Origin of the sequence: Pararhodonellum marinum (assembly GCF_015354735.1) — a bacterium.
Lineage (GTDB): Bacteria > Bacteroidota > Bacteroidia > Cytophagales > Cyclobacteriaceae > Pararhodonellum > Pararhodonellum marinum.
Window position 1 is genome coordinate 78,621 of sequence record NZ_JACEFJ010000010.1, and the last position, 20,490, is coordinate 99,110.

The 20,490-nt window shown below is 42.3% G+C and carries 14 protein-coding genes; 5 read left to right on the top strand and 9 right to left on the bottom strand.

The features are described 5' to 3' along the window. Positions 1-304 precede the first annotated feature (304 nt). The 3 genes from H1A14_RS16985 to H1A14_RS16995 all read left to right on the top strand — a co-directional run bounded on the left by H1A14_RS16985 (position 305) and on the right by H1A14_RS16995 (position 4,299). On the top strand, positions 305-850 hold the full coding sequence (locus tag H1A14_RS16985) for a LemA family protein (RefSeq protein WP_194777484.1): 546 nt from the start codon (positions 305-307) through the stop codon (positions 848-850). Between the two features lie 5 nt (positions 851-855). Then, on the top strand, positions 856-2,787 hold the full coding sequence (locus H1A14_RS16990) for a DUF2207 domain-containing protein (RefSeq protein WP_194777485.1): 1,932 nt from the start codon (positions 856-858) through the stop codon (positions 2,785-2,787). Between the two features lie 174 nt (positions 2,788-2,961). Beyond that, positions 2,962-4,299 carry a metal-dependent hydrolase family protein gene (locus H1A14_RS16995; protein WP_194777486.1) on the top strand — a complete coding sequence of 446 codons (1,338 nt, stop codon included), beginning with the start codon at positions 2,962-2,964 and terminating at the stop codon, positions 4,297-4,299. A 35-nt stretch (positions 4,300-4,334) separates the two neighbouring features. Here the strand turns inward: H1A14_RS16995 and H1A14_RS17000 are convergent, their stop codons facing one another. The 5 genes from H1A14_RS17000 to H1A14_RS17020 all read right to left on the bottom strand — a co-directional run bounded on the left by H1A14_RS17000 (position 4,335) and on the right by H1A14_RS17020 (position 15,052). After that, positions 4,335-10,319: a carboxypeptidase-like regulatory domain-containing protein gene (locus H1A14_RS17000; RefSeq protein WP_194777487.1), complete on the bottom strand. Its 5,985-nt coding sequence runs from the start codon at positions 10,317-10,319 to the stop codon at positions 4,335-4,337. 119 nt (positions 10,320-10,438) lie between these two features. After that, on the bottom strand, positions 10,439-10,987 hold the full coding sequence (locus tag H1A14_RS17005) for a peptidylprolyl isomerase (RefSeq protein ID WP_194777488.1): 549 nt from the start codon (positions 10,985-10,987) through the stop codon (positions 10,439-10,441). Between the two features lie 113 nt (positions 10,988-11,100). Continuing rightward, positions 11,101-12,084, bottom strand: coding sequence for a sugar phosphate isomerase/epimerase family protein (locus H1A14_RS17010; protein WP_194777489.1), 984 nt, complete (start codon positions 12,082-12,084; stop codon positions 11,101-11,103). Positions 12,085-12,715: 631 nt separating this feature from the next. Beyond that, complete coding sequence (locus H1A14_RS17015) at positions 12,716-13,102, bottom strand: septal ring lytic transglycosylase RlpA family protein (RefSeq protein WP_194777490.1); 387 nt, start codon at positions 13,100-13,102, stop codon at positions 12,716-12,718. A gap of 81 nt (positions 13,103-13,183) precedes the next feature. Continuing rightward, entirely contained in the window at positions 13,184-15,052 is a 1,869-nt protein-coding gene (locus H1A14_RS17020; RefSeq protein WP_194777491.1) for a CocE/NonD family hydrolase, read from the bottom strand. 157 nt (positions 15,053-15,209) lie between these two features. Between H1A14_RS17020 and kdsB the strand changes: the two genes are divergently transcribed. After that, on the top strand, positions 15,210-15,944 hold the full coding sequence (kdsB, locus tag H1A14_RS17025) for a 3-deoxy-manno-octulosonate cytidylyltransferase (RefSeq protein ID WP_194777492.1): 735 nt from the start codon (positions 15,210-15,212) through the stop codon (positions 15,942-15,944). On the opposite strand, the gene H1A14_RS17030 is transcribed toward kdsB, so the two are convergent. Together H1A14_RS17030 and H1A14_RS17035 are read right to left on the bottom strand one after the other, a co-directional pair. Next, complete coding sequence (locus tag H1A14_RS17030) at positions 15,941-16,447, bottom strand: hypothetical protein (protein WP_228527834.1); 507 nt, start codon at positions 16,445-16,447, stop codon at positions 15,941-15,943. The two genes, kdsB and H1A14_RS17030, sit on opposite strands and share 4 nt — an antisense overlap. Beyond that, entirely contained in the window at positions 16,428-17,153 is a 726-nt protein-coding gene (locus tag H1A14_RS17035) for a 16S rRNA (uracil(1498)-N(3))-methyltransferase (RefSeq protein ID WP_194777493.1), read from the bottom strand. The genes H1A14_RS17030 and H1A14_RS17035 overlap by 20 nt, the downstream gene beginning before the upstream one ends. A gap of 538 nt (positions 17,154-17,691) precedes the next feature. On the opposite strand from H1A14_RS17035, the gene H1A14_RS17040 reads away from it, so the two are divergent. Continuing rightward, positions 17,692-17,892 carry a hypothetical protein gene (locus H1A14_RS17040; RefSeq protein WP_194777494.1) on the top strand — a complete coding sequence of 67 codons (201 nt, stop codon included), beginning with the start codon at positions 17,692-17,694 and terminating at the stop codon, positions 17,890-17,892. A gap of 266 nt (positions 17,893-18,158) precedes the next feature. Here the strand turns inward: H1A14_RS17040 and H1A14_RS17045 are convergent, their stop codons facing one another. Both H1A14_RS17045 and H1A14_RS17050 read right to left on the bottom strand, forming a co-directional pair. After that, positions 18,159-19,883, bottom strand: a complete 1,725-nt coding sequence (locus H1A14_RS17045; RefSeq protein WP_194777495.1) for a DEAD/DEAH box helicase — start codon at positions 19,881-19,883, stop codon at positions 18,159-18,161. Positions 19,884-20,209: 326 nt separating this feature from the next. Further along, positions 20,210-20,470 carry an acyl-CoA-binding protein gene (locus H1A14_RS17050; protein WP_194777496.1) on the bottom strand — a complete coding sequence of 87 codons (261 nt, stop codon included), beginning with the start codon at positions 20,468-20,470 and terminating at the stop codon, positions 20,210-20,212. Positions 20,471-20,490 lie beyond the last annotated feature (20 nt).

Consider the following 20,490-nt stretch of genomic DNA (forward strand, 5'->3'; position numbering starts at 1 on the left):
AAGGTAATTCAATATCCAAAGTGCACAGTTAACAAAAGTGGTCAGTGGATTTCAGGCATCTTCAATCTTCACGACAGGACTTCCGACTTCGGACTTCCTTCCTGCTTTAAGAAGAATACTGAGTTCCTGGCATAAAAGCGGATAACCATTATCTTTTTATGGTTTTTGAATCAAGTTTTTTTTAGCCAGTTAGGCTCTAAAGCCAAATTGGATCCCCCAGCCATTTTGAAGGTAAGTGGATTTTTATTAGCTTCATGATCAATATTTTGCAAATCCTTTTTATTTAACTCTAATCCTTTCCGCTATGTTAGTAGCTTTAGCCGTTGTGGCAGCCGTCGCTTTATTTGCCATCACCATCTATAATAAACTGGTCAGTCTCAAAAACCTTGCAGAAGAAGGTTGGAGCGGCATTGATGTGCAGCTCAAAAGAAGAACAGACCTAATTCCCAATCTGCTGGAAACTGTAAAAGGATATGCCAGTCATGAAAAGGAGGTTTTCGAAGAAGTCACCAAAAGAAGAAGTGAAAGCATGAAACCCCATTCCATTGATGAACAGGGCAGAACGGAGGCAGCTCTCTCCCAGTCTTTGATGAAATTGATGGCTGTAGCTGAAAATTATCCGGAGTTAAAGGCTGATGCCAATTTCAGACAGCTTCAAAATGAGCTTTCAGCCATAGAGGACGAAATCCAAAAATCCCGTCGCTATTACAATGGGACCGTAAGGGAGCTCAACACCAAAGTGGAGTCCTTTCCCTCCAATCTGGTGGCCAATGCGTTTTCATTCAATAAATTTCCATTCTTTGAACTGGATAACCCTGCAGACCGAAACGTACCTCAGGTGAAATTTTGATTTCCATGTATAAAGGCATTTTTGTACTGCTGTCTTTGGCTTGGGTATTTTGGTCCCAGCCTTCATTTGGACAGGAAAGGGAAGAAATCTTGCGGTATCACAGTGAGGTGCTTGTCATGGAAGACGGTACGCTGGATGTTACCGAAACCATTCAGGTCAGAAGTCTCAACCAAGCCATCAGCCGGGGTATTTTCAGGCGTTTTCCAGTCCGGTACCGGGACAGGTTCAATAATTTAATCAAAGTTGATTTTGAGGTGCAGGGTGTAACCAAGGACGGAGAACCCGAACCCTATGAGGTCATTCCTGAAGGAGATTTCAGAACCATCAGAATTGGTCAGTCATCTGTTATCCTTAGTCCGGGGGTCTATGCGTACGAAATCAGCTTTAGGACCAGGAAGCAAATCGGATTTTTTGAGGATTATGATGAGTTGTACTGGAACGCCATCGGGGCAGAGTGGCAATTCCCCATACTGGAAGCCTCAGCCAGGATCACGGTGCCGCCTGATGCCCATGTCCTACAACATGCTGCCTATGCCGGCGGAGCCAATTCCTCAGGATGTGACTGTGAGATAGAAGTGGAGGACAACAGAATTCTTTCCGTAAAGGTCAATGGAGGATTGAGTCCCAATCAAGGATTGACCATGGCAGTGGCCTGGCCAAAGGGTATCATACCTGCTCCAAGCGGTAAAGATAAAGCCATGGGTTTTCTGGAAGCCAACAAAGCCATATGGATTGGTTTGGTGGCTTTTCTTTTTGTTTTGTTTTATTATTTGTGGGCTTGGAAAAAAGTTGGGGTGGATCCAGAGAGAGGTACCATCATTCCGCTTTTTGAAGCCCCCGAGGGTTTGGACGCGCCAGCTTGCCGCTATGTTTCCAGGATGGGTTTTGACCATACTGCCTTCGTATCGGGCATTGTACAATTGGCAGTAAAGGAAGTGGTCAAAATCGTAGAACACAAAAGGCGCCAGTACAGGATAGAACTACAAGACCATGACCCTGAAAAGCTGAGTGAAACAGAACAAAAGATAGTGGCAGCCTTGTTCTCCAGTGGAGCAACCACCCTTGAACTTACCCAAAAAGAACATACCAAAGTAGGCAAAGCCCTTAAAGCCCTACAAGGCGACTTGGATAGAACCTACAAAGGGGCCTATTTTAAGCTGAACGCTCTTTGGTTGTTGCCCGGGATTTTGGTTTCCGTCATTTCAGTACTTTGGATCATCAGTACCTTGATGGACCAAAGCACCAGTGAAGAAGGTGCATTTGTTATTTTCGGTGTGGTCTTCATTGTTTTTTTGATCATTGCCTTGTCTGGTCTTTTCATTCTGATCGTAAAATTCCTGGATACCGGCAAGATTAAATGGGCCTCTTTGATTGGTCAATCGTTTTTTTTGGTGGTTTTGTTGGTGATTGCGTATTTTGCATGGACCCAATTCAAAGTACCTATTCCTTATGGCCCCTTACTTCTGGTGCTGCTGATAGGTGTTTTGTCCCCTATATTTTATTATTTGATCAAAGCCCCAACTGAAAAAGGGAGAAAGGTCATGGATGAAATTGAGGGATTCAAAATGTACCTGAATGCAGCAGAACGAGAAATGATCCAAAGGTTCAATCCCCCTGAAATGACTCCTGAAATCTTTGAAAAGTACCTTCCATATGCCATTGCATTGGGAGTAGGGGAGGCTTGGGGTAAAACCTTTGAGAAACAACTGGCACTGGCAAGTGTTCAACAGCAAAACCAAAGGGCTTATTCACCGACCTGGTATGCTGGTACACGGGCCTTCAATGCAGCCTCTTTGGGTTCGTTTTCCAAAAATCTCAGCAGTTCCTTCGGTACTGCGCTTTCCAATTCCGCTACACCTCCAGGTTCCAGTTCGGGAAGTGGAGGAGGAGGACGTGTCGGCGGTGGCGGAGGCGGCGGAGGCGGCGGGGGTTGGTAATTTGATTCAGGTTGTCGGGTTATCATGTTGTCAGGTTTTCCGGCCATTGAACTTCCGTCTTCTTTCTTCTGACTTCCCAAAATCAAATAACCAATTACTGTGCTTTCTTAACACCTTTTCAATGTGGTTTATCCGAAGTAATTGTTAACTTATTTAATAAAAATCATTTGGAATATGGAAAATTTCTTTAAAAGAATCTTAGCCCTGTTTTTAGGGGTGCTGTTTTTTGGAATTTCTAAAGCACAAAACACGCCGTCCGCTTCCCTGATTTTTGAAAATGTGAATGTTTTTGATGGGAGAACCGACAGGCTCATCCCCAATCAATATGTGCTGATTGAAGGAAATAAAATCACCTCCATATCCTCCACTTCGCTTTCCCCTAGCGATAAAACCACGGTCATTCAGGCAGCTGGCAAAACCCTGATGCCGGGCTTGATCGATGTGCACGTTCACTTGATATATGGTTCCCTTTCTATGGTGGAATTGATGTCACCGGGTCTGAATGAAAAAGCCATGATGGAAAAAGCATCGTACCAGGCAGAAAAAATGCTCCTAAGGGGATTTACAGCTGTCAGAGATGTAGGCGGTCCAATTTTTTTCTTAAAGTCTGCCATAGACAAAGGGGAGGTATTAGGACCTAGAATATGGCCATCAGGGGCCACCATCAGTCAGACTTCCGGACACGGGGATCAACGCATGCCCGATGAAAAATCCAGACGGTTTTTCGGCACTCCCGCACGTGCTGAGCTTTTAAATTCCACCTTTATCGCGGATGGAAGGGATGAGGTCCTGACAGCGGTGAGAGAAAACCTGAGGTATGGGGCCAGTCAGATCAAAGTGATGGCCGGCGGAGGAACATCTTCCGCCTATGATCCGGTAGATGTGACCCAATATACCCTCGACGAGATGAAGGCGGCAGTAGAAGCTGCCGATGATTGGGGGACTTATGTAACAGTTCACGCTTACAACCCTAAATCTGTGCGAAGAGCCATAGAAGCAGGAGTTAAATGCATAGAACATGGCCAACTGCTGGATGAAAAGACCCTTAGGCTGATGAAAAAAAAGGGGATCTGGTTAAGCTGCCAAAATCTGGAGGAAAGCAGCCCGACGATGGATCCTTTGCGGCGAGAAAAACGAGAACCAGTAATCCAAGGCCAGAAAATGATTTGGCCCATGGCCAAGAAGCTGAAGGTCAAGATGGCTTGGGGCACCGACTTTCTCTTTAACCCGGCACTCAATGAGGAGCAAAATGAGTATATCCTCAAATTGACCACCTGGTTTAGCCCCTATGAGATTCTTAAAATGATTACCCATGACAATGCTCAACTGCTGTCCTTATCGGGTCTAAGGGGTCCTTATCAGGGAGTTTTGGGGGTGATAGAGCCAGGTGCTTTTGCGGATTTGATCTTGGTGGATGGCAATCCCCTGGACAACATCAATCTAATCGCCCAGCCGGAAGAAAAGTTTGTGGTGATTGTGAAGGATGGGAAGGTTGTCAAGAATTCATTGTAAGACTTAGTGGAACTAGATAGAAAAAAAAGGTAAGGTCATTTGATGGTCACTTTTTTAACTCCATTATTGGCACTGAAAGTAGGGAAATACATCAATTCAATTTTGGCAGGATTCAGGGTAAAAGTCCCTTTGTACCTTGGCATCAACTTAATTTCAAAGGTATACTCCCCTTTGGGAAGTCTTTCAAAGAAAATCGCTGTTTCGTTTTTGAAATATTCCCGGTGAGATTCGATGCGCAAGGTCTTGCTCTTATCGGTGTATGAACAACCTCCGGGGATAGGCACATTGATCATGACATAATCTGCGTCTTTTAATACTTTTACGCGAACCCGCATAATCGTTTCCTGACCAGCAATCAACAATAAAGTGGAATCCTGATTCATAAGGGTTTCGATTTCGAAGTCATTTTTAGTGAAGGAGGGGGATTCATTCCAGTAGGTTTGGCTACTGGATATGTACAATGGAAATTCCCCTGTCTTTGATATTTCCAGATTTTGGAATGGATCAACTTTCATTTCAATTGGGAAATCAGTGAAGGTTTTATCAATTCCGCCCTTTAGTACCAAGGTGCCCCGACTCCAATTGTTTTTTTCGCCTAATACATCCGGCAATATAGTTTCAATGATTTTGGCAGATTGAAAGGTATTTTGCCATCTTCCGGGTTGTCTTTTCTCCAGCAAATAATTCCTGATTTTAAGTAATTTTTCGTTTTGATTGCTGGTGTCCGCCTTCAACAAGCGGTAGGCGATTAATGTGCTTTGAATGTCATTCTTCAAAAGATTGAACGCTTCGGAATTTTCTGAATAGTATAGGTTTCCAAAAAGTGTCTTTTCTTCATACGTTTTCAAAAAATCCAAATTATACGGCAGTTTTGCCAAGTGTTTTAATTCTGTTATTTGAAGAAGACTGTTCAAAGACAAATCTTTTGTTTTCTCTAAATCACTTAAATATTCTTTGAAGCTTATAGTTGCATTCAGTAAATGGAGAATTTGAAGCGATTGGAGTCGGGTGTTTAAACCATCTTTGTTTTCCAGTTTCCAGACCAACTGATCGATAATTTCTCTCTTGTTTAGGTTGATGCTGTATCCGATATTTTCAGCTTGCAGCAGTGCCTCAAGAACATGAAAGCTGATCCAATCACTTTCCGGTGAGCCTTTCCACCATCCCCACATGCCATTGACCAATTGGTTGGACCTGAGTAATCTAATGATTCTTTTGACTTCATTTTCACGTTTGAATTTCTCAGCTCTGTGGTTAGCGATATGATTTTGAGCCAGTAATGCCTTTAATTTCGATGCCAATTGCTCATTGCAGGAATACTTGTATTCAATCAAGGCTTCAATCTCTTCCTCCAGCACATCAAGAAAATCTGATTTGGCAAAAAGTGTCACTTCTCCCATTTTAGGATCGTGGGAAAGGAATATGGTAGTATCCCCGTTCAGCGCATGAAAACTACCTGTTGTTTCCCTTATTCCCATTGGATAGACGGGTATGTTTCTTTGCTCCCCATCGAAGTACCCATCTTCCTTTTCCAAGTAATATTTGATCATCAAGGAATCCGAGGCAAGGATGCTCAATGTATCGATTATCGAATCCTTGAATTTGCTTGTTTTCATTCCTTGGATTTCCTCATTGACTTCAAACCTAGTGGTAATTTCTACCGAATCAGGAGAATAGTTCAAAGCCTTGCCTATTCCGTAAGTCAAATCAGATTTAACCAGGAATCCTGGAACAGCTAGCTGAGCCATCAATGGTTTGTAGGATTTGATCAAACTTTTGGTTTGGCCTGATTGACGGTTTCCATTCATTGCCAGATAATAGGTTTCCCAACTTGTGACATCATCAGGAAAAGTAACTTCAAAGCTTACCTTTCCATGCTTGTCAGTTTTGAGTCTTGGTTGCCAAAATGCATCATCTGAGAAATTTTCTCTGATGGAGGAAGATTGGGCTGCTGCTAAAAAAAAGCTTTCATCAAATTCAGCCCCTTTTTCCCCTGTGGATGGGGTAGAGAGAAAATTACCTGAATTGGTACTGAATATTACTACACCGTTTGCAGCACTTGCCCCATAAATGTTGATGGCATCGTTACCTTTGAGGATGTCCATACTTTTTATCATGGAAGGATCAAGTTCTGCAATATCCCCAAGAAATACCTTTCCATTGATGATGAACAGAGGCGTATTGGCAAAACCAATGGTGGACGCCCCCCTAACCCTGATTTCCAAGGCATTTCCGTGATTGTCCTTCGATACTTGGATTCCCATTACTCGGCCTTCTAATGCACCTGAAAGATTTCCACTCACTTCAGCAATGCCCCCTGTATAATTTTGAGAAGCTACTGTTGTAATCGAACTTGTCAGGCTTTTCACAGTCTGTTCGCCATATCCCATCACAACAACTTCTTCCAGACGATTGACATCAGTTTCAAGCCAAACATTTAATATGGATTGGGTTCCAATGAATTCTTCTATAGGTTGAAAACCAATGAAAGAGAAGGACAAGATTTTTTTATCTTCAGGGACTTTTATGGAGTAAAATCCATTTAAATCTGTAACCGTCCCATAATTTGTTCCTTTTATATTGATATTCACCCCGGGTAGAGGATCTCCAGACCCTGATTCATAGACAAAACCCTCCACCCATTTTCCCTCACCGGTATAAATAAACTGCTGTTGATACAGGTTGAAAATCTGTTTTAACTCACGTTCTTCATCAATTCCATAATAAGAAGGCTTAAAGAGTGTTTCTTCTATGATATTGCTGATTTCGATACTGAAGGAATCCTTTTTGAATGTTGGAGGCTGATGGAATTCATAGAAATTGAGACCATTTGGCTGGATGAAAACAGAATCAATAACATGATAACTTGACCCTGGGTAAAAGAATATCAACTGATAAGTCCCTTCTTTAAGTTCATGAATCAAGGAGGAATTCCCTGGATAAACCCGAAGAAATTCATGGTTGTCATATCTGAACATCAGTAGGTTTAAAGGTAAATTCTTCAAGGGATCTTCCTTGCCAGATAATTTTATGTACAGACGTCCATTGCCTGGACTAGTGGCTTTTGGATACTGATACCTGGCAGTCAATAATCTTTTTGAGTTGAGGTAATCTTCCCATTGATTGAGGAGTGAATTTTTGGTCAATACGACATCAGATAAACTCCTTTCTTCATCTTTAAAGTTGAGATATTTGGGGTAACCATTTAAATCTACACTTCGCATTTTGATCAATCCCTCCGAAAAATCATATTGCAGGTTTGGTTCATGTTGGAATTCAGCTTGATATCCGCCCATCAGGTGGAAAGATACGTTTCCGGCAACTGGACCAGCAAGATACTGGTTAGCCCGAAACATAGGGGGTAAGGATAGCAATTGAATGAAATCATCTTGCCTGATATAGGCATACCGGTTTGCAAAAGTGTTTCGATACGGGAAGATATATCTGTAAAGTGTCCTTTGCTCTTGGGCACTTAGTTCAGGCTCTTCCAGACTTGTTTTGACACTTTTATGGACCAAATCCTCATTAAGACTCAAGATTAATTTTTCACCTAACTTGAAATAAAGACTGTCTATGGTAATGCTTCTGTTATGAGTTCGAAGCTTGATTTGATGGTAGCCGCTGTCAAGCTGAAAGGAATAAGGAGATGGAAGGCTATTCCAGCTGAAATAAACCGGCTTATTGTCAATGTAGACCACATGTACTGGCTGAATATCACCTTTAGAAACCACAAAAGGGGCTACTTGGGTTATGGTATCTTCTGAAGGATACCTGTATGTATAAATGTAGTTTTCAGGATAGATAAACCTGTAATACTCAATCGAATCCAGTCCCGCAAGGAGTTTCCAGGTTTGATAGTTCAACTTTGTGCTTTTGTTAGGTTCCAGATGGTTGTCCTCAAAATCGAATCTGTTGATTACACTTCTGTTTTTTCTTCCTTTGCCAAGATAAGGCAGGCTAGGTGGGTCATATGCGAATTTTTTTGTCATCGAATAGGCCGTCAAATCAACGTCTTCGACAGGGTTACCCTTAAAATCTGTCACCAACAATTCAATGGTTGATTTTTGACCTGGTATGACTAATTTGGGTTGAGAGACCGCTATGTTGAGTTTCTTATCGTTAAGTGGAATAATATAGTCTTCTACCTTAATCTTCCCACCCCATAGATATTGGATTGAAACGAAATAGTTTTCTTTGGAGGAGGTGCTTTCTTTGAAATTCAATGTGTTTGAATAGCCAGCTACTTGTTCGGAGTTTTTCTTGTATATGTTGTAGCTGAATGGGATTTTTCGAGGATTATTTACCAATATGAATAAAGAATCTGCAGTTCTTTCGGAATAACACTGTAGGAGTGAAGGACATCTGAAAATATCAAAGGTCTCCGATATGCTGTCCGTTTTAAAGGTATAGGAGGCATAAAAGGGGTTTATGGCCAATGAGGCAGAAGATGACCCTTCATATAGTTTATTCGAATTCCCAAAATTATCAGTGGCTTCCACCCATACCTTTTTATTGATGGTTGTACCATTGTTCTTTAATTGAAAGTGAATGGAATCAGCTTGAATCTCAATATCGAAATTTTCCAAATCGAAAAAATAGTCCACTGCTAAACTTTCAGCAATGGCTTCATTTTCTGAATTCAGTAATCTTACCAGCAGGTCATATTCAAAATTCGCTTTCGGGAAATTCTCATCTGAAATTTCAATTTCAGTTTCTCCGTTTGCTTGAAGTTTTTGTTTATGGACATAAAGCGTATCAGGTAAAAAAACATGGTCATCAAAGTTCGCGTTGAGGACATTCGGTTGAAGTATAATTTCCAACCGAGCATCCAAAAGATTTAAGTCATTTTCATCAGTCCCTTTAATGGATAAGTTGATTTTTTGGTCCCGGAAATGTGCTTTTTCCTTTAATGTAACCTCAAGTTTGATTTTGGAGAGCTCATATTCTTCATACCTAAATGAGCGAATCATGTAAGTTTTATCCTCATTTAAATTCAGGGCAATGTGGTAGTTACGGTCTAATTGTAACTCAAGTGAATCATGAAGGTGGAACTCAAATTCATATCCCCCTTTCCGGTAGGGTTTCAATTCAGTAAGAATTAAATTTCTTTTAGGCGTCTGAAGTTCCACATAAACTGGTTTGTTGATGGGCTTACCTTTTCTGTTTACAAGAAATGATTTCAATTTCACCGTATCACCGGGGTGGTATTTGGCTTTGTTGAACACAATATACCCGGTATGTTTCTGAGTAAATTTATAGGAGGATTGATCATAACAATGATAATCGTCAAAAATACAAGCGACTTTATGATAGGAATTGGAGAAAAAATTCTTGGTGCGATATATGGTGCCTTGTGATCTACCTTCTGAAATGGATTTCACACCATCAATGGGCAGATGAACCACATAGTTGATTGGTATCCAAATATATTTTAGCGGGGTCCCATACAAGACTTTTCTGGAACCTCTTTTAATACCAGAATTGTTGTATGCTCTGTTTAAATGATAAAAGGAAGTAAAATCCCCATGGTTCACTTTTAGTAAGCCTTTGGCATTGGATTTTTTCCTTAAAAAGGAATTTGTTTTGGGATCAAATTTCAGGGTTTTCCCTTTGACACTTACTGCTGCATCTGAAATGATTTGACCCTTTAAATCATATATCTGAATACTTAAATCAGCTTGATTGTTTAAAATAAAAACTTCAAAATCTTGGATGGTAGCAAAGGAAAGTTTCAGTTTGTTTTTTTCAGTGTAGGCTTTTAAATAATGTCCTTGGGGTAATTTTCTTTTGTATTCTTGATCAGTTGGAAATGAATCCACCAGCGTATGAAAAAAAGTGGAATCAACAACCCATACATCTTTTTGCACGATATTTTCGGCCTCTTTATCGGCGATTTTATATATGTAGGTAAAAAAACTGCTTTGCCTACTCTCCAATAACTTTTGACTTTGCGCATGAAGGGAAATTATGAAGAAAAAAATCAATAAGAATAAATGTTTCCCTTGAGGAGTTGTATTCATGTCAAAAATCAATAAGGTTATTTTTAAAAATCCAGTTAAGAAATTGAAACGGTATATGAAATTTAAAGTTCTGGTATCTCAATGGGTGGAAATTACATTTTTTACCCACTTTAAAAAAATCAATCCCTATTCTCAATCACCTTAACTCTTATACTGATCATTTCCAAAGGTTCATCCGCATCATCTCTTTCTACAGAAACGATTTTATCAACAAGGTCCATTCCTGAAATCACCTGACCAAAAACGGTGTAATTCCCATCCAAGCGATGGAGGCCTGCTTGGTTTTGGACAATGTAAAACTGGCATCTTGCCGATAATTTACCGGGATTGTCATCCCTTCCAGCCCCCACTGCTCCATATATGTGGGTGAGATCAGGATGAAATTCTGGATCAAGCAGGTATTCAGGATCCTTGAAACCCTCTTCTGTATCCGGGCATCCACCCTGGGCCACGAAATCCGGAATGACCCTATTGAAAGTCAGGGAATCCCAGTACCCCGCTTCAGCCAGTTGAATAAAGCTGTCCCGGTGATTTGGAGTCAGATCATGGAGCTGAATGATGATGTCTCCTAAAGGGGTTTCTATTTTGGCCAGACTCGACTGAGCAGAGGAGCTGAAGACGGATGCCAATAACACCAAAAAACTACTTACAAACCTTAGGATTATCATGGCATTGAAAATGAAACGATTTTGGAGGTATGACAATAATCGAAATAGTTTTTAAAAATCAACCATTTCCAAAGCTCCACTCCTTGGAAATGGTTGAAAAGAAGCTTATGAAATTAACCCAAATCCCTTCCCACTTTTTCCATCAAAGCTTTGGTGGCCATGATTCCGTCCACTTCGGAAAGCTCGGTTCCTTCGTATTCTATGCCAATGTGACCGGTGTAGCCGGCATCTTTGACGATTTGCAACATTTTGTTGTAATCGGTTTCCACGCAGTTGCCTGCTTCATCAAAGTTGTTGGTTTTGGCACTGACTCCTTTGGCATGAGGCATCATTTCGGCCACGCCTTTGTAGCGGTCATACTCTTCCACACATTCACCGCCCCATTCTGAATCATCGGATCTTCTGATACAGAAGTTTCCAAAGTCCGGCAAGGTACCGCAATTGTCCATGCCGGTATCTTTGATGACTTTGGCGAGCCATTGTCCATTGGAGGAATGGCTGCCATGGTTTTCTACGATGACGTTGATGTCATAGTCTTTGGCAAATTCCGACAGCCTGCGCAAGCCAGCAGTGGCGGATGCACCGACTTCCTCGGCAGTGCCCCGGCCAAAGGCATTGACCCGAATGGAATGACAACCTAAAAACTGGGCAGCTTCTACCCATTTTTTATGTTGGTCTATGGCCTGGTTTCTGGAAGTTTCATCTCTATCCCCCAAGTAACCTTCCCCATCAACCATGATCAGCAAGTTTTTGATGCCGTTGTCATCGGCTCTTTTGTTCATTTCTCCCAAAAACGCTTTGTCCTGGGCTTTGTCCTTGAAGAAGGCATTGACATATTCTACCGCATCAATATCGAATTTTTCTCTGGTGAAAGGGATGAAATCCAGGTGTTTGAGTTCTCCTCCAAATAAGGCTTTGTGGAGAGACCATTGGGCAAGAGAGATTTTAAAAAACATAGCTGGAGATGTTTCGGAAGTGGAAGTTGTTTCTGCTTTGTTTTGGCAGCCTTGGAGCCAAAGTGGGGTAAGGCCTGCACCTAGGCTTAATAAACCCAGGTTTTTAATAAAAACTCTTCTAGGAGGATGTTGTTGCTTCATGTGTTATGGAAATTATGGGTGTGAAATATAAATTTGTCTATAAATCTCTTGAATTCCTAGAGAATCGCACCAATGTGGAAAAACCGGAAAAGAAATCCCATCCTTTATAGGTGTCGATGAAATGCTTTTTGAAAAAGCAAAACCCTTCAGATCAGGATCTCCGAAGGGCATACACAAAAGTTAAAAGACTGTTTGGGGATTTTTTTTAAATAATAAAATGGGATGTTGATCAGACTATTTTATGATCATAATCCTGTATTATCGTAAACTACCTTTAATATACCTAATTTTTTCAAAAAGAGAAACCTTCAAATGAGATATTCCAATAAATCGCTATCCGCTTTTTTACCACTAACCCAGTATTCTTCTTCAAACGGGTTGGAAGTCCGAAGTAGGAAGTCCACCGCCTTCCATCGGGCAGGCCCGCCTTCTGTCGGGCAGGGATGTGTCGGACGTTTTGCCAGCGAGAATTTTATTGAATTTCCATATTACTGGCATCACTCCGTACATACATGTTCCAATATCTGAACCTGCCTAGCCAGCAGGCAGGTATCCAATTAATATTAAATAAATATTCTCTAAGGATAAACAATCCGTAAAGTCAGAAATTCTTAGGTGTGTTAAATTAATTTCATTGCTTGTAAGCTATTTTCACCTGTACCACCCCATCCTTGACCATGTCGAGTTTCTTGGCTGCCGCTCCCGAAACATCTATGATACGCCCCCTTACCCTTGGCCCCCGGTCATTGATGCGCACCTTGACGGTTTTGCCGTTTTTAAGATTGGTCACTTCCACCATGGTGCCAAAAGGAATGGTCCTGTGGGCGGCAGTCATTTTGGATGCGTTGTATTTCTCGCCGCTAGCCGTTTTACGTCCTTGAAATTTCTTGGCATAATAACTGGCCTTGCCTCTCTCTTCCACCAATTTTCCAGAGTTGGAGGTTTTGATGCCCGAACAAGATGCCAAGAACAGCATGGCCCAAAGGATTAGCCATGCATTTGTTGTCTTTTTTTGCATGGCTTCCCCGGATCAAAATCCAGGCCATTGTTGTCCTATTTGCCAATTTGAAATCATGGAAAGAATTGGATTCAATTTTAATTACTCCTCCAAAACACTTACCTCCAATCGGGTAGGCTTTTCCGAATCGTGGGATACGCGGTGGGTGGCTTTGACAAAATCCTCTTCATTGGCTTTGAAGATATTCTCCACGTATTTCTGTGGATTGCGGTCGATCAAAGGAAACCAGGTACTCTGGATCTGAATCTGGATTTTATGTCCTTTTTTGAAGGTGTGGAACACATCCTGGAGCATTAGGGGGACCTCGGTGATTTCACCGGGTGAGAAGGGTTTCGGTTCGGAAAAACTTTCCCTGTACCTTCCACGGATGACCTCCGATCGGACCATCTGATGGTAATGGCTCATCTGGGTACCTTCCTGGACATAATCATGGTTGGGGGTGTCTCCAGGATACACATCCACTACTTTCACGATCCAGTCTGCATCGGTCTCTGAAGTCGAGACCATCAGGTATGCCATGATTTCTCCGATCAAAGTGACATCTTTTTCCAGTATGTCTGTCTCAAATACCAGCACATCAGGTCTTCTTGCAGCAAATCGCTGGTCATCGGCCATGTATTTTCTGGGGGTAAAGTTGAGTTTGATGTCCGGACTGTAAGGCACAGGTTTGGCGGGATCGGAAATGAATTCGCTGATGGCCTTCCCGTTGGGTTTTTCTTCGCTGAGCATCCCGTTGGCATGTGGATAAAAAACTGTTGTCTTTGCCTCAGAGGTGGGCCAGGTATCAAAACTTTTCCATTCTTTTCTGCCGGTATCAAAAACATAGGCTTCAGGGAGTCCGGTGTTGCCATCACCTTCCCCTTTTAAAAAATGATTGAAAAAAACCGCTTCCACATTTTCCTGGTACCAGGTTGATATGCTGTCTCCAAAATACACATTGGATACCTTTTGGATGCCAATTTCTCTTGCCCAATCCCCATGTGACCAAGGTCCCATCACCAAGGTATTATAGGTGCCAGGATTGTTTTCCTCTATGGTTTTGTAAATGGTGAGTGGGCCATATAGGTCTTCCGCATCAAACCAACCCCCTACGGTCATGACTGCAGGTTTTACCTCTCTCAGGTGGGGAATGATGCTCCTTTCCTGCCAAAACTCATTGTAATCCGGGTTTTCTTTGAGTTGGGTCCAGAAAAAATTATCCTCGCCATAATATTGGTCAGCATTCTTTAAGGAACCCATGTCCATAAAGAATTGATAGCCATCTTTGGTGCCGGCATCGACCATTTGGTACCAGGGTTTGTCGGTAGGACCGTCTTTTTGATATCCGAAAACGACCGTTGCCAACCAGTAACTCAAAAAGTAAGCACCGTTGTGGTGAAAGTCATCAAAATAAAAATCTCCAATCGGGGCTTGAGGGGATACGGCTTTTAAGGCAGGATGGGCAAAGGGCAAAGAGGCTGCCGCATAGAAGCCGGGATAGGAAATGCCCCATTGGCCAAATTTCCCGTTGTGGCCTTTGATGTTTTTCAGGAGCCATTCTATGGTATCATAGGTATCGGTGCTTTCGTCTATTTCCTTGCTGTTCTTTTTGCGGTGAGGGACCGTGGGCCGCATGTTGTCAAACTCACCCTCTGACATCCACCTGCCTCTGACATCCTGATACACAAAGATAAATCCTTCCTCCATCAGCTTAGGGGAAGGCCCCAAGAGGGTTTTCATTTTTCCTTCTCCGTAAGGTCCTGCGGAGTAGGGGGTCCGCTGCATCAAAAAGGGAGTAGGATGATCCATATTCTTTGGCACATAGACCACCGTGTGCAGTTTGATTCCATCCCTCATAGGGATTTGGTATTCTGTTTTGGTGTAATTTTCGGCTACATAATCTGTAGATTGTCCCTGTGCAACAAGACCAAGAACAAGAAAGAGCATACTGATAATCAATGATTTTTTCATAGTAAAACAAAAAGAGCTGATAATTAGGATTGTATCTAAAATGTAATGTCTTTTTGATAAAAATAAAAATTATCAAAGGGAAAGGTTTGACTTCCTGACGTGCTTTACATATTGTAATTTCAAAGAAAAATCAATTTTATTTCCCTAAACTTGTAGCATGAAAAGCATCGCCCTTATTCCTGCCAGATATGCTTCAACCCGTTTTCCGGCCAAGTTGACCGCCGATCTCTGTGGCAAGTCCGTGATCCAAAGGACTTACCTGAGCACCGTGGCAACCGGAATATTCAATCAGGTCATAGTGGTCACTGACCACAGTGAGATTGCCTCTCACATCGAGGAATTGGGCGGAACGGTATTTTTCAGCCAAAAAATACATGAAAGCGGGTCTGACCGTATAGCAGAAGCTGCTGCGACTTTGGATGCGGATGTCGTGGTCAATGTACAGGGGGATGAGCCATTTCAGGACAAAACCTCTTTGGAAAACCTGCTGGAGGCTTTTAAAGATCCTGAAGTGCAGGTGGCCTCCTTGATGTTTTCTATAGATACACAGCAAGCTGAAGATCCTAATGCGGTCAAGGTGGTCTTGGACAAGGCCCAAAATGCCCTTTACTTCAGCAGAGCAAAAGTGCCATTCGCAAGGGATTCAAAAGTGGCAGTCAATTACTTCAAACACATTGGCATATATGCCTATCGGAAGGACGTATTGATCCGATTTACCCAACTCGATAAATCCCATTTAGAGCAGATTGAAATGCTCGAACAGCTTAGGTTGTTGGAGAATGGAATACCGATAAGAATGGTAGAAACTACCCATCAAGCCATAGCGGTGGATGTTCCTGAAGACCTTGAGTTGGCGAAAGCCTATTTCCGAAATTACTCCGATAAAATCTAAAACCTTACCGGAGAGGTCCTTTGCTGTGGTTCTTGGATTAGAATATAGGATTCCCCTTCCTTGGCATGGCAGGCATTACACCCGGTGGTAAAGGATTTGAACCCATCCAAAAATGCCTCCTTGTCTTCTTTTTCAACCAATGCCTCCATGGCAGGAATGCTTTCTTGCATGAAATCTTCCGCTGAAGCAGCTCTCACAGGTCTTCTTTTTAGACCATCTTCCATGGCTTCTATAATGTGTTCCAGTTGGTGTTCGGCATAACGCCAGTTTTCATCCTGACCTGCCCAATACAATTCGCTGTAGCGGTAGGAGACTTCCACCATGGTACGGCTAAAGCCTCCCAATTGATGGGCGACTTCATCCAACCGTTCCTCAGTGGTACCGGAAAGCCATCCATCTGGACCTACCGATTTACTTTCCTCACTGCTTTTTTCACTGACTTCACAGGAGAAGAATAAGGTCATAAATGCCATTAAAATGCTGCTATTGAACTTTTGGAACATGTTTTTCATGAATTAAATTTAAAGTATGGACAGCTACTATTCCCGCAGTTTCTGTTCTGAGCCTGCTCTGCCCTAAAGAACAGGGAGAAAACTGATGCTTGATGGCCAAATCTATTTCCTTTGGGGCAAAATCTCCTTCCGGGCCGATCAATACCAAATAAGAATTGTCCTGAACAGCCTGCTCAGCGAGATGAACGGAATTGTCTTCATCTACATAAGCGATAAATTTCTGAAATGTTTGGAATTCCAGGTCGGAGACAAATTCCTCGTAATCCCGCATCTCATTGACTTTGGGTAAATGGGTTTTGTAACTCTGTTTGCAGGCGGAAATCATTTTCTTTTCCAGTCTGTCTAGCTTCAGGATGCCCCTTTCGCTGTTGACTGTCCTGAGAAACGAAACTTCCTGTATGCCGATTTCGGTGATTTTTTCTATCATCCATTCCATCCTGTCCAGATTTTTGGTAGGCGCCACAGCCAAATGAATGTAGTAGGGGGGGATAGGCTGAAATTCCCTTTCCACGATACTCAATTGAACGTTTTTGGGATTGATGGTATCAATTTTACAAACAAACAGGGAGCCTTTACCATCTGTAAAATGAACCAAATCCCCGATTTTCTTTCGCAGGGCCTTGGCCATGTGCCGTGATTCTTCAGGACTTAAGTCAAAACTTGGACCTTTGATGTCTGCTTGAAAAAAGAGTTGCATGAGAAAAGAGTGCTTTGGTAGTGTGAATTTAACAAATGTGAGGTGAATAAGCTCATTTCTCCCAAGCCTTTTTAAATTTTAGGAACCATGAGTGACCTTAACAAAAAAAAGCACAACCGCTGTGGGTTGTGCTTTTCCATTATGATAACCTTCTCTAGGAGTAATCTTCAGACTACTCCTGAATATTTTTAGTAGAATTTCAGCGACAAAAATGGAAAATGGCCATTTGAAATGACCAGGTTGATGGGGGTATATGTTGTAAGGCTAAGGAGTTGATTTTTCAAAAGGATATATCTGTTCAACATTGACGTTGCCAAAAGGCGCTTATTCCTAGGTTTCGGCAAGACGTTTGTTTTCCAGAGGGAAATTTTTGGGCCGAAACTGAGGGAGGGGGTGGCACTCGACCCCCCGCCGGTTTCACCCGGAGCAACTAGTGATTGAAGCCCTACCTGGGGTTCCGCGCTGAAAAGTGCGCAATGGAATCAAACCAAAATCTCACTTTCAAAAAACTGGCTGTACTCATTCAATTAGTTGAGCGGTGGGTGGCTGGAAAACCGAGGGTGGGCAGGCCTTGCGGGTGGAAGGATTTTTCCAGCTTGACTTTTTCCTGCATGCTGCGCTGCAGGCAGGTCTTACTTTTTGGGTAAAGCTAAAAAGTGAGAGGAAAGAAGGAAGATTGATTCAAATCAATGTTGCCATTCATAAAAACCTTACTTCCTTTTTGATTGATTTGAAATAGGACATTTCAGACTACCATTGCCGCTAAGGTGACCTTTTTTTCTGGGTTTCGGCAAAATCTTGGTTTTCCAGAGGGAGATTGTGGGGCAGAAATGTTGGGAAGAGGATGGCTCTTTGGTCCAGGGTCGCCTCGCTCACTCGGAGTAAATAATGGTTGAACCCCGACAGGGTTTCAACAAGAAAAGTGTTTTGCAGAATAAAAAAAAACACAACCCTGGGGGATTGTGCTTTTCCATTTATGATAACCTAAAATAACCTAACTATATTTTAACCTTTTGATAGTTCAATGTTTAAAGGCTTGCCTTTGATGGTGTTGGATTTCATCACCTTGATCACGTGATCCGCGTCTTTGGAAGGAACATCTACAAACGTAAAGTTGTCATAAATGTCAATTCCTCCAATGCTTCTGCCTGGTACACCGGTTTCTCCGGCGATGGCACCCACAATGTCATTCGGTCTGATCCTGTCCTTTTTACCCAAGTTGATGAATAACCTGGCCATATTCGGCTCACGGGCGGTTTTGTCACGGGGAATTCTTTCCCTGCCACTGCCTCCACGGCTATCGGACTTGGCATAGCGATCCCTTCCTCGGTCTCTGCTTTCTCTGCCTTCTCTTCTGCCACCGCGATCTCCTCGGTCTCTATCTCCTCTGGAGAAATCCACTTCGAAGTTTTGCTCTTCAACTACTTTCAACACATCACCCATTTGCATTTTGATCAGGGCCAAAGCCACTTGATCCATAGAAAGTCCTTCAGCCAACAACTGACCGATGGTTTCTTCAAACAGCTGATTGTCTTCTTCTTTGCTCAGCACCTTGTAGACATCCTTCACCAACTGATCTTTTTTCAGTTCGATTAAGTCTGTTGCAGATGGAGGATCAAGTTTATGGATAGATGTTTTGATGAATTTTTCCAAATCCCTGATCTTGAAGTTGTCTTTTCTTCCGGTAACAAAGCTGATGGCCATTCCTGACTTACCTGCTCTGCCTGTACGGCCGATCCTATGTACGTAATTTTCTTCGTCCAAAGGCAGGTCATAATTGAACACTACCTCTACATTGTCTACATCAATTCCCCTGGCAGCAACATCCGTTGCAACCAATACCGAACAGTGACCTTTACGGAATTTGTTCATGACCTTGGTCCTTTGTGCCTGAGATAAATCCCCGTGAAGGGCCTCAGCTTGGATACCTCTGGCAATCAAGCCTTCAGTAACTTCGTCTGTTGCTCTTTTGGTATTACAGAAGACCACACTGAGGTTAAATTGATGTAGGTTGATCAACCTGGTCATCAATTCCAGTTTCAGGGGTGACTTTACTTCATAATAAGACTGAGTGATATTTTCTACCGTCAGTTCCTTTCTAAGTACCTTGACAACTTTTGGGTCGGTCTGGAATTTTCTGGTCAGATCCATGATGGGCTTAGGCATGGTCGCAGAGAAAAAGACGGTCTGTCTTTCTTCTGGCATGGCACTAAGGATCATTTCAATGTCCTCTCTAAAACCCATGTCCAACATTTCGTCCGCCTCATCCAATACGATGATGCTTACGTTGTCCAGGTTTAACGTACGTCTTTGCATGTGGTCCATGATCCTACCGGGAGTTCCCACTACGATCTGAACGCCTTTTTTCAAGCTCCTAATCTGTCTGTCAATGGCTTCTCCACCATAGATACAGGTACTGGATACACCTCTCTTAAACCTCGCCAGCTTAACGATCTCACCTTCTACCTGTACCGCGAGTTCACGGGTAGGACAAAGGACAAGTGCCTGTGGCTTGTTCACTGAGGGATCCACCTGATCAATGATAGGAATGGCAAACGCTGCTGTCTTTCCGGTACCGGTCTGTGCCTGTCCGATGACATCATGTCCTTCCAATAACTGAGGGATGGTCTGTGCTTGAATTGGGGAAGGATGGGTATAGCCCATGTCTTCCACTGCCTTTAGGATTTCTTCTGAAATCCCAAGGTCTGAGAATGTTAATTCTTGTTCCATGAAATGTTTCCTTACTTCTCTAGACCATGATTTCCTGGTGATATCCCATATCCAGCGACAATAAGGAAACCCACGGTTAGAAAAATGTTATAATTTAATTCGGATGCAAAGGTAAGATCAATTATTCGGAAAAGCAAACATGTGTTAAAAGTTTTTAGAATATTCTGTAAAAATATGAACAGACTGGCGTAATATCTTTGGTTTAACCTGGCTAAACAACGTTTGAAAAGAAATAAAATAAGAAGATGGCAGCCACCTCTATCTCAAATCATAGGAAAATGACCAGGATATATTACAAAAACCTCGTCAAGTAAGGCAGTAAAATCCTATAGATATTTCTTAGACAATTCATTTACCAGATCAATATAAGCTTGGGCGGCTTCTTCTTTCGGTTTTCCTTCGTACTTTTCCCAGCTATGGTATTTGGCAGATGCGATAAAGTCGAAAGCCCCCGGAGGATCCTCTTTGTTGTCACCTTCAGTGGCCTGTTTGTACAACCCATACAATTGGAGCAGTTCTTCATTATTTGGCTTCACCGTAAATCTTTTGGTCAAAGCTCTTGCTTCTTCTAAATTATTGCTCATCATGGGTGGGTTTTAATTGACAT